Annotated in this window: 12 protein-coding genes and 3 pseudogenes; 3 read left to right on the forward strand and 12 right to left on the reverse strand. The window is 44.5% G+C overall.

Annotation, left to right across the window (positions count from 1 at the left end; all coding sequences use genetic code 11):
• The first annotated feature begins 67 nt into the window (after positions 1-67).
• On the forward strand, positions 68-1,072 hold the full coding sequence (locus CV944_RS10460; RefSeq protein ID WP_100664146.1) for an RpnC/YadD family protein: 1,005 nt from the start codon (positions 68-70) through the stop codon (positions 1,070-1,072).
• Between the two features lie 78 nt (positions 1,073-1,150).
• Here the strand turns inward: CV944_RS10460 and CV944_RS10465 are convergent, their stop codons facing one another.
• The 3 genes from CV944_RS10465 to CV944_RS10475 all read right to left on the reverse strand — a co-directional run bounded on the left by CV944_RS10465 (position 1,151) and on the right by CV944_RS10475 (position 3,631).
• Positions 1,151-2,044 carry an ADP-ribosylglycohydrolase family protein gene (locus tag CV944_RS10465; protein WP_063330837.1) on the reverse strand — a complete coding sequence of 298 codons (894 nt, stop codon included), beginning with the start codon at positions 2,042-2,044 and terminating at the stop codon, positions 1,151-1,153.
• Positions 2,045-2,621: 577 nt separating this feature from the next.
• Entirely contained in the window at positions 2,622-2,951 is a 330-nt protein-coding gene (locus CV944_RS10470) for a hypothetical protein (RefSeq protein ID WP_033005712.1), read from the reverse strand.
• A 341-nt stretch (positions 2,952-3,292) separates the two neighbouring features.
• Positions 3,293-3,631: a hypothetical protein gene (locus CV944_RS10475; RefSeq protein ID WP_020755200.1), complete on the reverse strand. Its 339-nt coding sequence runs from the start codon at positions 3,629-3,631 to the stop codon at positions 3,293-3,295.
• 837 nt (positions 3,632-4,468) lie between these two features.
• Here CV944_RS10475 and CV944_RS10480 point away from each other — a divergent pair.
• On the forward strand, positions 4,469-4,921 hold the full coding sequence (locus CV944_RS10480; RefSeq protein WP_100664147.1) for an N-acetyltransferase: 453 nt from the start codon (positions 4,469-4,471) through the stop codon (positions 4,919-4,921).
• Between the two features lie 209 nt (positions 4,922-5,130).
• Here CV944_RS10480 and CV944_RS10485 read toward each other — a convergent pair whose 3' ends face one another.
• Positions 5,131-5,388 (reverse strand): DUF2283 domain-containing protein, encoded by a 258-nt coding sequence (locus tag CV944_RS10485; RefSeq protein WP_011888351.1) that lies wholly within the window; start codon positions 5,386-5,388, stop codon positions 5,131-5,133.
• 319 nt (positions 5,389-5,707) lie between these two features.
• A pseudogene (locus CV944_RS17625) lies at positions 5,708-5,881 on the reverse strand (magnesium chelatase domain-containing protein); the annotation flags it as partial.
• A gap of 104 nt (positions 5,882-5,985) precedes the next feature.
• On the opposite strand from CV944_RS17625, the pseudogene CV944_RS10495 reads away from it, so the two are divergent.
• A pseudogene (locus tag CV944_RS10495) lies at positions 5,986-6,462 on the forward strand (alkaline phosphatase family protein); the annotation flags it as partial.
• A 360-nt stretch (positions 6,463-6,822) separates the two neighbouring features.
• Here CV944_RS10495 and CV944_RS10500 read toward each other — a convergent pair.
• The 7 genes and pseudogenes from CV944_RS10500 to CV944_RS10530 form a co-directional block, all read right to left on the reverse strand.
• The gene (locus tag CV944_RS10500; protein ID WP_100664148.1) at positions 6,823-7,569 is read right to left on the reverse strand and encodes an HIRAN domain-containing protein; all 747 of its coding nucleotides are present in this window, start codon (positions 7,567-7,569) and stop codon (positions 6,823-6,825) included.
• A gap of 1 nt (position 7,570) precedes the next feature.
• A complete protein-coding gene (locus CV944_RS10505) occupies positions 7,571-8,443 on the reverse strand; it encodes a HipA domain-containing protein (protein ID WP_095860071.1) in 873 nt (290 codons plus the stop codon).
• A 148-nt stretch (positions 8,444-8,591) separates the two neighbouring features.
• Complete coding sequence (locus CV944_RS10510; RefSeq protein WP_233204993.1) at positions 8,592-9,185, reverse strand: hypothetical protein; 594 nt, start codon at positions 9,183-9,185, stop codon at positions 8,592-8,594.
• 122 nt (positions 9,186-9,307) lie between these two features.
• Positions 9,308-10,930 carry a DUF262 domain-containing protein gene (locus CV944_RS10515; protein ID WP_100664149.1) on the reverse strand — a complete coding sequence of 541 codons (1,623 nt, stop codon included), beginning with the start codon at positions 10,928-10,930 and terminating at the stop codon, positions 9,308-9,310.
• A 603-nt stretch (positions 10,931-11,533) separates the two neighbouring features.
• Positions 11,534-11,697 (reverse strand): annotated as a pseudogene (locus CV944_RS18040) (YwzD family small protein).
• A gap of 61 nt (positions 11,698-11,758) precedes the next feature.
• On the reverse strand, positions 11,759-12,730 hold the full coding sequence (galE, locus tag CV944_RS10525; protein ID WP_100664150.1) for a UDP-glucose 4-epimerase GalE: 972 nt from the start codon (positions 12,728-12,730) through the stop codon (positions 11,759-11,761).
• 14 nt (positions 12,731-12,744) lie between these two features.
• Positions 12,745-14,487, reverse strand: coding sequence for a phospho-sugar mutase (locus CV944_RS10530; RefSeq protein ID WP_100664151.1), 1,743 nt, complete (start codon positions 14,485-14,487; stop codon positions 12,745-12,747).
• Positions 14,488-14,884 lie beyond the last annotated feature (397 nt).

The following is a 14,884-nucleotide window of genomic DNA, read 5'->3' on the forward strand; positions in this document are numbered from 1 at the left end:
GCAGCTGACAACCGGTCGGTCAAGTAGTATAATTTAGATAAGATAAAAAGCGAATGGAGTGGAGACGATGGCGGGCGGGATCTCGCATCACGCCAAGGACATTTTGTTCAAATCACTCAGCGCATTGTACCAAAACCAAGCCCTCGATGTATACGGACTTCACGGACTCCCGCGGATCAAAGCAGTGCTGCCAACCGAATTTCCGTCTGTTCGGGCGGACGAACGGCGCGCCGACACCGTGTTTCTTCTCGAAGACGATTCCATTTTGCTTCTGGAATACGAAAGCAACGAACGATTTCTCGACAACCATTTGAAGTATCTCGATTATGCCTGTCGACTCCTTCACACATACTATCAACAGGAAAAACGAATCCGTCCGGTTCGCATTGTGGTCATTTACACAAGCGATGTCACGAGCGCCCGCGAACAGCTTGACGCCGGCGACGTGCTTCTTTCATCCAAAGCGGTGCTGCTTGGCGAATTCAACGGCGATGCGATTTTCCATGCCATTGAAGAAAAAGTCCACAACGGCGAACCGCTCACTCCGGAAGAAACGATGAAACTCATCCTCGTGCCGCTCATGCACACCCGCTTCGACCGGCAAACGATGATCGAAAAAACGATCGAACTGGCAAAAACGATCGACGACGAACCGAAACAGCTGCACATCATCGCCGGCGTCCTGACCGCCACAGACAAATTCATCGACCGGTCATACGCCGAAAATGTAAAGGAGTGGATCAAAATGAACAAAGTGTTTCGCCTGTTAGTCGAAGAACTTGAACAAGAAAAAGAAGAAATGTTGAAGAAAGTGATGCAGGAAAAAGAACAAGCAGTGCAAAGAGCGATACAAGAAAAAGAACAAGCAGTGCAAAGAGTGATACAAGAAAAAGAACAAGCAGTGCAAAGAGTCATGCAAGAAAAGGAGCAGGCGATCAAGCAAACGGAAAAACGGAAGGCCATCGAAATCGCCAAAAATTTGCTTGATGTTCTTCCCATTCACGAGATCGCCAAACGAACCGGACTGACCGTCGCCGAAGTCGCCGACCTCGCAAAGGAAATGGACCGATAGGCAGCACAAAAGAGCCGCAACCGCGCGGCTCTTTTCATGCCCTCTCCCCAACGATAACAAGTGCCTTTTTCCGTCCCCCTACCCCTGCACAGCTTCCGATCCAAACGAACTTCGCACATCGGCCAGTTGCACCGCCAGTTTTTCCAGTTCATCAGCGCAACCGATCGTTTCCACAAACCGCTTCGGCAGCTGGCTGTATCCGACTTCAAGCCCTTTCAGCCCTCCCGCAATGGCTGCGATCGTATCGCTGTCCCCACCCATATTCGCGGCCGAAATGACGACATCTTCAAACGATTCACAACGAAGCAGCCAATGCAACACCCACCCCATCGTATGGACGACATACCCGTCAGGAGGATAGGCAGGCGTCACCATAAGCAGCGGCTCATAGCGGGTGTGCTCCACTTCTTTCCGAATCGCCTTGGCGAGCGGCTCCCCTTGAAGCACCCGAAAGGCGATGCGGTTGTAAATCAGGCACGCCTCCGTCGCCCGTTCGTCCGCATGCGTCATGCGGGAATGCAAAGCCGTTATTTCTTCCATCTTCTCTTGGTCCGCATACGCCAATGCGATCGGCAAACAGCGCATCAGCGATCCATTGCCTGCACATCTTCCCCCTAACTCCTCGCAAGCCTGCACCGCGGCCGCAAACCAGTCGCCCTGATACCGCCTCAACACCGTGCGGATGATGGTGCCGACATCGGGTGGATCGGTCTCGTACCACCGCAAAAACTCCTCGCCAATGTCATGAATCGGGCATGTCGGATCGCGAATGATCCCCCGCGCTACCGCGATCGTCATCGCCGTATCGTCCGTTACTTCCCCGGGCTTCAAGTCAAGGAAACCACCGCCAATGATGTCCGTCACCTTTCCATACTTGCGGCGGACGTCGTCAACGCTCATAAACTCCGTCGTCGCCCCGAGCGCGTCCCCGATCGCCACCCCAAACAGTCCGCCTTTGATTCGATCCAACACCCTGCAGACTCCCCCCTTCCCTATGTGTGAACGGCCTCAATCGTCAAAACTATCGATTGCGATCCATCGCGGTTACGCACCGCACTCCCCAAAGGTCTTCAGGCCGACGTGAAGTTGTTCTCCAGATTCCCGTCCGGACTCGTCCGCTCATAGCCGCCGCCCTGTTCCCCGGTCAAGTTCACGTCTGTGTTCCCGTTGCGCCACACCATGTGCCACATCTCCGACCATCCGCCACTCTCCTTTCCCACCCCCATCTTCCGCTAATATTTATTTTTCATTTCTACACTTTTCCTATTAATCCTTCCCCTTCCATAAATATTTTTAAGAATAGCGACTCAGGATAAACGATTCAGTCTAAATCCCAATCCTTGCTCGTTCACAGACATGTTGTCCATAAATAGGATTATAGAACCAAGTCTTTTTTTCCTAAGTTATGTATTCTACATCCTCTCAGAACAATCACTCCCCTTCGCCACCATCGAGCAAGATGACAACGGTTATGTAGACGCGCCCCCTCCTTTCTAACCATTCGCTCCACCAAGCTTTTCAAAAAGAAGCGCCAAGTGAGATGACATCTTCATTCCCCGTCGCCACGGTCTTGCGACAGTGGCCGTTCCCGTTTATCACACTGCCGCTTCATCTTTTTCAACTTCTTTTTAATCTCTATGAGCGAACGATGGATTTCCGCCGAAAGAAGCCCGTCTTTCCTCGCCAATAGTCCTTCGTCGATCATGTTCAAATGATCCCACGCTCTTTGGACCGTCTCTTCGTCGTAATTTCCGGGGTTGATGATGATCTCCAACAACTTCTCTTTTGTGTAGCTAAGGCTTTTCACAATCTCTTTCAAACATTCCATCTCGACGTGTCTGCTGTCTAGCAGCCATGGCATCTGTTCCCCTTGTTCCATCGAGCCTTCCCCCCATCTTCCCGCGCGGTGTCGCTCTGAGGCATGTTCCTGGCAGCTGACTTCCCTCCTCGACAGGCCAGCGCTGCCTTCCATCTCCGCACCGTGTTGTGCCCTCTCCTCACCCCGGCCTAATTCCACTAGTCTGTATGCCCGTCAGCCAAATCCCACCGTCCCTAGCGCTTTCGTTCCTTATGCATCACCTTGGCGTCCGACTCTGTCCCCTGTTAACCAAAATCCCCCTCACGATGTACATCTTATTTCGCCACACCGCCGTTATGCCTAGGATCAACCATGCAAAAATATTCAGCCATAAACAAAGATGCCCGCTGTTGAAGTGCGGTTTACATTTTCTCCAGTTCGTCCAAAGAAAGATACCTGACGGGATTCTGTCCCTTGAATCTCCTCGCTATTTCACTTTCCTTCCGTCGCAACTTCTGCAGAACTTCTACGGGAGCCTCTACGCCCTCAAACCGCCTTTTTTTCTGCCCTTTTTCCTCGATAGTTTCCCATTTTTCAGGACGAAAAGCACAAACGATTTTTCCATGATTGATCCCTACTACATACTGGATATACGGGAATCTCCGTTCGTTTATCAGCCAGTTTCCACGTATCGCTTCATAGTAGTCTTTTCCCTCTGCCAATGTATGATGGATTTTTACCAGCACTATTTCTTCCTTCACGTCTTTCTCCTCCCTTTATCCGTTGATACACACCGCCGTGCGCTGAAGAAACATGTCCAGTCATAAGACGACCGCATCTGTCTCGGACCTTTGGCCTTGATTGATGGGTTCGGGTATGTACTCATTACCCGTTTCGTTACAGTCGTTTATCGTGGGCATCCCCTCTTGCCAGCGGCGTTTTTCAGGTAAACATTGACTTGCTTCTGCGTCCAGTTAACGGGATTGCCTCACCCATGCAAAATCATTTCCAGCTGATATTGCTTCCCCCATCATCAACCTTATGCCCTTCCTGCTGAAGACTCTCTGTTCATTTCACCCCAAACGTCGGCCTTTTCCAGTGCACCGCAGCGCAATCGGCCATGAAAAGTGAAAAGAAATTCATGCCATCTATAACTGATTCTATATACCCTCAAAAAACCCTTTTTATTCCACGAATTCATCAAAACCTATGACAATGGAAACGGCATGGCGCTCGCCAAGCGTTGGGACGGATACGGGCATTCCATGAAGGAAAATGAGCGTTGGATGCTTGACGAAACAGCTGTTCGACACTTCAACCGGACAAACAGCAATGACACGTTCTAGAAGAAGGGCAAAAAAAGCGGACAACGCGATCAAAAGGGGAGGTGGAAGACAGCCAAAAAGAGGGGGGCAGCGAAAAAGAGAGTGGAAACTGCATACCCGCCTGAACCAAAAAGCGCAACCATTCACCTAGGGTTCGCTTGCAAAGAAATGCGGCACCGGGCAGCCTCAGCAAATTCGCGATTGAATATAAACACAAAATATCGTATATTTATAAAAAGAAAATCTATAATCATACGATAGTGAGGGAACCCGATGCAAATCGACCATGCCGTCACGAGCGATGTCAAAGACATGCACGCGCTCATCCAACACTATGCAAAAAAAGGACTCGTGCTGCCCCGCTCGCTGCTGTCCATCTACCAGCACTTGCAATGCATGTATGTCGCCAGGGAGAACAGCCAAATCGTCGGCACCGCCGGGCTGCATATCCTAGGGCACGATCTTGGGGAAGTCCGTTCGTTAGTCGTATCGCCTGACCATATGGGGAAAGGAATCGGCCGCATGCTCGTCCACCATATTGCCGACGAGGCGGCCAGACTCGGGGTGAAGCGGTTAATATCCTTTACTTACCAAGTCGAGTTTTTTCGAAAATGCGGGTTTGAGATCGTGAACAAATCAACACTGCCGGAAAAAGTGTGGATTGATTGCGTCAACTGCCCGAAACTGGACTGTTGCGATGAAACAGCCATGATCAAATACATTTGACCCTTCTCCCACCTGCGCAACCGCGAAAAGGTGGGAGATTTGCTTGAAAACAACCGCCCTGCGACAGAGCGGTTGACACCTGCTTCTTTGTCGAGAGGGTGCGAAATGTGAGGTCTTCGCCAATTCTCCCCGACTCGTGCGCCCCAGCGGCATTGAAATAGCGAAGGACGACATCGTCGAGCCCATAGCAGAGGCAAAATCGGCCAAAACTAATGGATTTGTTCGTTAATCATATGAAAATTAATATTCACCGGTATAAACTTCTTTATACGCTCAATATCCCGCTTCTTGTAGTCCATAATCACAATGCCAGTAATGACCTCATCCTCTTCAGAAAAACGGATAAACACACCAGGAGCTGCTTCGTCATCGTACGACACTTTTGGTTCGCCCAAATAAATATAAAGAACATCGTGATCATAGTCATAGGAGTATTTAACGTTTTCCTGTAAATTTTGGACGAACATAAATCGCACCTCCTGTCTCTTGGTTTAACCTGCTTTTGGCGATGACGGTAACAACGTCACCATACGCTTCATCTTCATGGTCGACAATAACGACCAATGCCTTTAGCGACTTAAACTTAGGCAATTGCACAAGATCTATATATTTTTGTCTTGTATCATGCTGATCGTCCGGATTATTTGGCAATATAAAACAAGGATCTTGAATGACGCTCTTGACCATATCTTCTTGGCCTATAAACTCTTCCCTTGTATGATCCCCACCAACAATATGATAATTCCATGTTGTGCTTTTAAGCCGCACCTCTCTGCCTAGAGGGTCCTCACATCCGAAAGCATAAAGCGAAGCAAGAACACGTTCCTTTGCCTCTTTCACCGACGCATCCGGCAACCCAACAATCACCATCGCCGCAATCCCAGGCACCTCCTGCACCTCCACCTGCACCCGATACCCTTCTAACCCCCTTAACCCAATGCTTAAAATCTTCACCGTCACTCATCCATCCCTCCCAATCACAGAACATTAGTTCTTACCAATCATTGTAATACCCTCCCCTTTATCTTTCAATTACCAATATTTCGACAAATTTCGGGTGGTGAGCGCCACTTCCAGATATCGCGAAAACGCTGCAAAAAGACGACAGAGTGGATGTCATTGCCTGGATGGAAAAAGAATCCGTGCACGTCATATCTGGAGTTCGGCCGGGAAGACTCATTTTTAAACCGAATGGGCCATTGGTGGATGAGTATGAACAATCGTGGGATCTAGCAGGAGATGCAGGCGTTTTGAATCTTACGGTAAAGAACAATAAGATTTTTTATGATGAATATCCGGATGCACTGGCCCGATTGTACAGCTCGCTGACTTCTCATGGAGGAAATTATCTTGTTGCAAGTGCTAAACCGGGATTTGAATTTATCGGTGAAGGCTCTCCAACTCATGTTGGAGGAGCAAGCCACGGGGGGCTTCATAAACAAGATTCGCTAGTGCCGATGATTATAACTGGCACCGATTCGTCCCCAAAACATTTACGCATGATTGATTTAAAAGATTGGATTTTAACACTGATTGATTGACGCAGATAAACAATCAGCCTCCCGCTGACAACACTCCTTCAGCGGGAGGCTCTGTATTTCCTTCACATTTCCACGATGCCGCTTCCATGCACTGAAAATATTATCTTCAAGCGAATATTCCGCTTCTCAGTCCAGTTTCCTTATCCATCTTCTCCGATGAGGCGACAAAGCACGTCGGAGCGCTCAGTCAGTCGTTGGATTCCATGACGGCTTTGCGACTGGTCCCTTTTTCATCTGTTTCAACGACTTCGTTGGCGGAATAGCCTAAGCCGTTGCCGAGGGTTATAAATAGCCATGGCAATGGATCAAGCCATCCCTGCTAATGTTAAATCTTTGACAAACTTCGAAGCACGGCAGGTATTATCCCATAACAGGGGCTAATTCATCCAATGTTGCACCTTGGAAAGAAGGAATCTCGCACTCAAAGGCTACTTTCAGCCACCAATGAGGAGTTGATTTTTCATTCATATACACAACACGAACAGAAGGGTTCGCTCCATTTTCTAACAAGGAAAAGACGGCCTTACTATAAAAGGCTGGAACATATCCAAGCTTCTTCCCTCCGTGAGTATAGATAGCAACAGCATGGGGATCATAAGTGTTTGTTGGTTCTTGTACTAATTTCAACGTTTCGTTAATGGCTAGCCATGTTGCCCAATTTTGAGGAAGATTTTGATAGCGCATGCCATGAACAAAAAAGCTGACACGCAGCTTTCCATCGTCTTCAAGACGCAGCGGTTGCTCAAAAGAATAAGTGTCGCTGGCTAACCGCCCACGTGTTTGTTGAAGCAAGTCCATCTTAGTGGAATTCTCATTCAGGCCTAAATCGGACAAAATGGCTTTAAAATCCGCACGATCTGGTGACGGCAATCGGCGTTCAAACGCCGGAAACAGCTCCTTTGATCGATATATTTTAGTTGGGTCTGGGAAAGCCGGATGCAACATATACCCGTTATTCAATGCATCTTTCAGTTTTCCGTGACCAGAGGCATTATAGGTGTAAGTGAACTCATAATAGCCATCATAATGAGAAAGAGTTCCTATATGATAAAAAGAACGGGTTTTAGGATTTTGCCAAACCACTAAAAGTGTATGAACTTTTTTCATGTTATTGATCATCCCTTCCAATCCACTCCAATATTTTCTTTCTTCGAAAAGGCACTATATTCAATAACCAGTCTTTTTGTGCCTCGCTTAAAATATCTAATGATTGAATAAAATCAGAATACCTTATTAAATCAAATTCAACTAACTTTTGGATACTTTGATTAAACTCATCTGTAAAGTTTTTACTAATATATGTTAACAAGTCTTTAGCTTTGACCTTTTTCTTTTCAAATATACCCGCCTTAACCCTTGTTTTTTCCGTATATTTGTTCATTTCTTGGGGATTCGAGACCATTTGTATCAGCTTTTCATCTTCAAATCGAAACCCTAAAGAAGCACCGTTATCATAAATGGGAGAGAATTTTGCTCCTGTTTCAAGAAATAGCAATTGCCAATTAAATGGGTGCCTATCTTGATTGCCAATAAGAATATCAAACAATTGCATATCTATAAACTCTGATTTTATGGTCTCCCAATACACAAATTTCTTCATTATTTTGAATCCAGCATCAATGAGTTCCATGTCCTTCAACGAGGATTCTTGGAGCTCCTTATAATCGTCGACTAGCGCTGATAATAAAACTCCACCTTCTTCAGCCATTTTTGCATCATATTCCTTTACAAAATTTCGTAGAAGACATCCTCTTCTACCGTTTCTGGTTACAATCTCAACACTCATCATTTCTAAACCAAATATAGCTCCAATTTCAGCGGCAATTAGTTCTGTAATATCCTCCCAAGAAACTCCTTCTTTAAACTGCCGCGGGTATTTCATAAGATAATGTATTTTCTCTGGAGATATCAATTCCTCTTTCTCCAGTGTACTTTTTCTACCATACCCGACTCGTTCCCACTTACTGACATCTCTCAACAATGCTAATCGTTCCTTTTTCGTACAATCTTACTATGTATTTTAACACTAAATGATGCAAATTTATCATTCATCATAAAATTACGGCGTAACGATTTAAAATTTCGGTCATCAAAAACCAAAAAAGGACAATATGATTGGAAACTATTTTTTAAATATTTACTGATTCATTGATTTCTATTTTTGTTGGTTCCACATTTGCGTAATATTTTGGACGATAACCTTGGAGGCACACTTTTTTGATTACCCCATTCTCAACAACAAATGTTAAATCCTCAATTTCCTGTAGTGTCCCAGTTAAAATGAGTTGTTCTACCACTTTTCCTCGGATCTGTTCCATAGTGTAACCTTTTTCTTTCAAGATACGCAAAAGGTTTGAAATCACTTGTATCTTTGCATTAGAGGGGTTTATAATCATACTTTCTAACAATACGGAAGAATGATCATACCGAGGTAATTCTTCACCAAATAATATTCTCCTTACTCGCAACATAGCAATATCATCCGCTGATAATCTTTTTCCCATCAAATTGATAGACATTTCAGGAAAGGTAAATGAACTATAGTCCCCCAAACTTACTAGGGTTATAGTAACTGTTGTATCCTCCTTTTGCGATTCAACACGAATATTTTCAATCGTAACCATATCAGCAAAATTTCGGACTGAAAGAGCGTATTGACCGCTATTTTGTTGCATCAATTTTAACGTTCTTTCCGTTTTGCTATCAGGATTCTTCAATACCAATTCATAACACCATCACTTTATATTCAGAATCGATTATAAAAATTTGTATTTACGACAACCAATTAACAGTCGGAACTTCATAGACAACAGTAGCTACATTCAAGAAACAACAGGCATAATCCCTATTGAATTCCCCAAATTTCCATCGCCTTTTTCACCAGTTTTTCTTGTCTTGAGAGAATCTGATTCTTTGTCCATTCCTTTTCCTCTAATATTTCTTTCGTAAGATCAAACGACACTTTTTTGTTTCGCTTTTCATAAATTTCCTTTTTACGATCAAACGAATAGTATTGCGCAGCTGAATTTTTCGTACCGCTTAATAAAGTCAAATTCCCAAGCTTATGAACCAATTCTTGATGAACATCAGGCGTGAAACGTTGGATCCAATATTCATCTTTTAGCTTTTGCGGAAGGATGTGCTCCACCGTAATTCGTCCATGGAATTGTTTTACCACGCTCTGATCTTGGCTTTCTTGTTCCAAGCGAAGGAGTATTGCTTTTACAGCAGGAGAATGGTAAATATCCGCACGTATCAATTGTTCAAATTCTTTATTATCCGCATATTTTTTAACCGTTTCAATCAGTTCATCCGCTGAACATCCTTTATTGATCAAATTAATCACTTGATAATAAACCGTATTTCGTTTTGTTTTGCCAAGCCGGCGAACCCAGTTTTGGTACGTGATTTTTTCCATTAATTCAACAAAATCAGCGAATTCCATATCCGGCACCGGTTTATTTAGAAACGCAAGCACAGGAGGTATCCACTCATCATGAGCGACCCGATGGAGGGAAGAGATGAGTTTTTGCGTCTTAAGATGATTATCGAAATCGTTTTCCATAATTTTTTCATAATGATGAGCCGAGCGCAGGAGAAATTCAGCGAAACGAGCGGGAGCTTCTTTATATTCTTCAAGGATCTCATCAAACTCTTGATAAAGAATTTCCTGCTGCTTGTTCCCTTTGATCGAAGTCCGCAAATGGCTTAAGAAATTATCCAGCTGCCGAATGCCAACGATATTCTCCAGTTCATTCCAACATTCTTCCACTCGGCTTCTCTCAAGAGGCTTGCTTTCACAATATTCAAACAGCCGGTTTTTTAATAAATCCCCGTTGGAAAGAGACATTCCTCTCGCATTTAAGACATTAAAAAGCCGATAGGCGGAGGTAAAGTTATCGGTGACCACAAAGACAACATATACATGTTCTAAAATATAATTGACCAACCGCCGCAACTCGACTTCGCTGAATTCTGAAACTACTTGTTTGATTTCAAGCATATTGTCATAAAACTTCGCTTGAGTTTCACTCATTTCTTGTGCAGAGCTTATATCTTCTCCCATGAGGATATACTTCTGGAAAAATGCTTGATCTTGTTTTCTGACTATCAGGCGAGGCTGCTCCGGTTCATCCGTATAAGGGTTTACCGGCATAATTCGTTTTTGAATATCCTCTACACTAGAAGGATGCGTGATCAACTGCTTCATAACCGCAAAAATAATATTTAAAGTCGTTAACCGCTGCTGACCGTCTACGACTTCATAACGGCGGTTGCGTTCTTTTTCAATCGTAATAATCGATCCGATAAAGTATTCAGGGTCATTACGCTGATAAGCTTGGCAAATATCTTCTATCAACTCGCGCGCATGGCTTTTCTCCCAAGAATACGGCCGTTGATAAGGAGGAATTTCATAAATTTTGTTTTCCGTCAGTATCTCGTTGATCTTTTTTTCACTTGCCTCCATTTAGCATCATCTCCCCCAGTAGCCAGATTTACTTTTACACATACATCTATAATACAGATTTTACGTTTTTACAACTCTCCCCTTATTCACACATGTTGACCCCAACCGTATTAATGATTTCTTCTCAAAAACCAATCCATATCATAGTTTTGTAATGATTGAGGAAGAAATTTTATGTAAAAAAGGATTCCTCGTAAGCGAAGATAACAAAAAGCAATCTTGAAGCATCTATGGGGTAGTTATGGAGAAGTTCACCAATGAAATGGATGCAGCGGGTATAGCTAGAAGAGGAAGCAGAGGATCTCTATAACCATGATGCAAAACATAGAGGGAATTCGTAATTTTACATTTCAGAACATATCCGTCGTAAATAAATTCGCACAAACGAATAAAGCAATCCCCCACATGCGTCAATAACCACATTCGCCAAAAGCGCCATCCTCCCCGGTTGAAACGATTCAGTTCCTTCTTCCGTTTTTGAATATAAATCATTTTTCCATCCACTCCAACTCCTCCAGCGACTGGACATCTTGAAGAATGTAGCGGATCGTTTTTTATCGACTTTGGCAGCTGTTGAAACGATGACATACATACCTCCCAATACTACTTATGATGATTCCCTTTAAAAATTGGTTTTAACTGATGAACAAGCTCCCGAACCATGTCTTTCGCGGTCATATTGCGGACAATTCCCCTCGTTGATACGCTTTGATCAATATATGTTTGAAACGCTCGGTTTCTGGTCGCAGATTCTTTTTCTTCGTCACAACAGTCACCTCCAACATAAATAAGCCTCCCGCTGAATTACTTCAACAGGAGGCTTTGAATTTACTTAGTATTTCGGCTATGCCATTTCCACGCGCTTTCGATGATTTGTTCTAATGAATATTCCGCTTTCCAGCCAAGTTCTTCGTAAATTTTTTGCGAGGATGCGACAAGGCGCGCCGGGTCGCCCGGGCGGCGGTCAGTGTATTCGATTACCGCTTTGCGGCCGGTTACTTTTTCACATGTTTCAATCACTTCTTTGACGGAATAGCCTAAGCCGTTGCCAAGGTTGTAAATGGCGGTTTTCTTTTTACCCGCCAACAATGCTTCCAAAGCTAAAATATGCGCCTTCGCTAAGTCGGTGACATGAATATAGTCACGAATGCATGTCCCGTCTGGTGTATCATAGTCCGTACCGAAGACGGAGATTTTATCACGCTGACCTAACAAATGCTGCAAGACAATCGGAATTAAATGCGTTTCTGGATTATGATCTTCGCCAATTTCTCCCGACTCGTGCGCCCCAGCCGCGTTAAAGTAGCGAAGGACGATATAGTTGAGTCCATACGCAGAAGCAAAGTCCGCTAAAATTTGCTCGATCATTAACTTCGAACGGCCGTATGGATTAATTGGATTTGTTGGGCAATCTTCCGTAATCAATTCGACATTCGGAATCCCATACGTCGCCGCGGTTGATGAGAAGATAAAGTTTTTCACATTATATTCCAGCATCGTTTCTAGCAACGTTAAGGTAGCGGCAACGTTGTTTTGATAATATTTCAGCGGATTCACCACCGATTCGCCGACTAAGCTGTTCGCCGCAAAATGCATAACGGCTTGAATCGGGTATTTTTCAAAAATCGGTTCAAGGTCCGCTTTGTTCCCTAAATCCCCTTGCACAAACACCGCGCGGTCATCCACTAAATATCGATGGCCAGTCGATAAGTTATCAAGCACGATCACTTGCTCTTTTTCCACTAACTCTTTCACTAAATGACTGCCGATATAACCGGCTCCGCCGACAACAAGAATCATATACAATCCCCCAATTATACGTTAACTATTTGATGGACTATCGTCATTACTGCGTTTTCTAATTCGGCAACTAGTTCTTCGCTCTCTTGTAACGATGTTCCTCTCACGCCAAAGTAAAACTTCGCTTTCGGCTCTGTGCCTGATGGGCGCAAACAGAACCATGCGCCATTCGCAAGATGATATTTCAACACGTTCGAACGAGGCAAGTCCATCGTCTGTTCTTCCCCTGTCGCGACAATGGTGCGTTTGCTTATCAAATAGTCTTCGATCGCGACAACTTCCACACCGGCGATTTCTTTCGGCGGTTCTTTGCGGAAGGCCGCTAAAATGTTCGCGATTTGCTCGGCGCCGTCTTTTCCTTTTAACGTTAGCGAGCGCAATGATTCACGATAGTAACCGTATTTTTCAAAAATCTCTAATAACCCTTCATACAATGTTTTTCCCCGCGTTTTATAATAAGCCGCTACTTCCGCGGCAAAAATCGCCGATTGCACCGCATCTTTGTCGCGGACAAAGTCGCCGATTAAATAGCCATAGCTTTCTTCATAACCGAACTGGAACGTGTATTCTTTCGTTTGTTCAAACTCGTTAATCTTCTCACCAATAAATTTAAACCCGGTTAACGTATCAATCGTTTTCAAACCATAATGCTCGGCAATCGCACGGCCGATTTCGGACGTCACGATCGTTTTCACAACAACGCCGTTTTTCGGCAAGATTCCTTTTGCCTGCTTTTGCGATAATAAATATTCCAGCATCAACGCCCCCATTTGGTTGCCTGTTAACACGACATATTCACCATCTAAATTTTTCACCGCGACACCAAGCCGGTCCGCATCCGGGTCGGTCGCCATTAAAATGTCAGCATCGATTTTTTCGCCGTATTGAATCGCTAATGCAAACGCGGCATGCTCTTCCGGATTTGGCGAGACAACAGTGGAAAAGTTCGGGTCTGGAAGTTCTTGTTCTTTTACCACCACCACGTTTTCAAAACCAAATGCTTTTAAACCAGCGCGGACTAACTTATTGGCTGTGCCATGCAAAGGAGAAAAAACGATTTTTAACTCTTTCGCCACTTTCGCAACCATTTCTGGATTGAGTTGAATCGTTTTTAATTGCTGAAGGTAAGCTTCATCGATTTCTTCGCCGATATATGTAAGTAAGCCCTTTTCCAGAAGTTCTTGCTCGCTTGCTACTTCAACCGTCAATTCATTTTCGACCGCATTGACGTATTGAATAATCGCATCTGCCACAGCTGGCGGGATTTGTCCGCCATCTTGGCCATAAACTTTAAACCCGTTATACTCAGGCGGATTATGGCTTGCGGTAATGACCACACCGGCAAACGCCCCAAGATAACGAACCGCAAATGACAACTCTGGCGTTGGACGAAGCTCTTTAAACAAATATGCTCGAATGCCGTGTTTTCCTACCGTCTTCGCCACTTCTAACGCAAACTCAGGCGATTTATGCCGGGAATCATAGGCGATCACGACACCACGCGCTTTCGCTTCTTCGCCTTGTTCCACGATATAACGCGCTAATCCTTCCGATGCTTTGCGGATTGTATAGATATTCATCCGATTCGTACCAGGACCAATTTCCCCGCGCATACCGCCTGTGCCGAATTCTAAGTTTTTGTAAAAGCTATCTTCAAGGGCTTTTTCATTATGCTGCAAAGAAATTAATTGTTGTTTTAATTCTGCATCTAACTCTGGATATGAAAGCCATTTTTCTACTGTTGCTTTATATGTCATCTTTCTGTCCTCCCATTTATTGTTTACGGATGTGCTGAAATGACCCAACACTCCCCCGTTTGCTCAGAAGAATGTCATACCCGTACCAATCTCGCAATTTCGTTCCGCTCCAGATGCGTTCCTAGAAAACGGGGCGCAAGAAAAATTAGTTGTTCCAATAAAAACTCTTCCTTTTTTCTCTTATTAACAAAAAAAGAAACTGCTAGAAGGAATACATCCTTCTATATATATGCTCATTGAAAAGTTAACCTTCGTATAAGTGGTTCCCACTCCGGTTATACTGCTCCTAAGGAAAAGTATGGAAAAGGAGCGGAATTCTGCATGAAACGTCTCAAAATCACCAACGATCACGGATGGACACCTCGGACACTTCGCAAACAGGAACGGAAAATCAAAA

The sequence above is a fragment of the Geobacillus sp. WSUCF-018B genome, from assembly GCF_002809985.1.
GTDB classification, from domain to species: Bacteria; Bacillota; Bacilli; order Bacillales; family Anoxybacillaceae; genus Geobacillus; species Geobacillus thermophilus.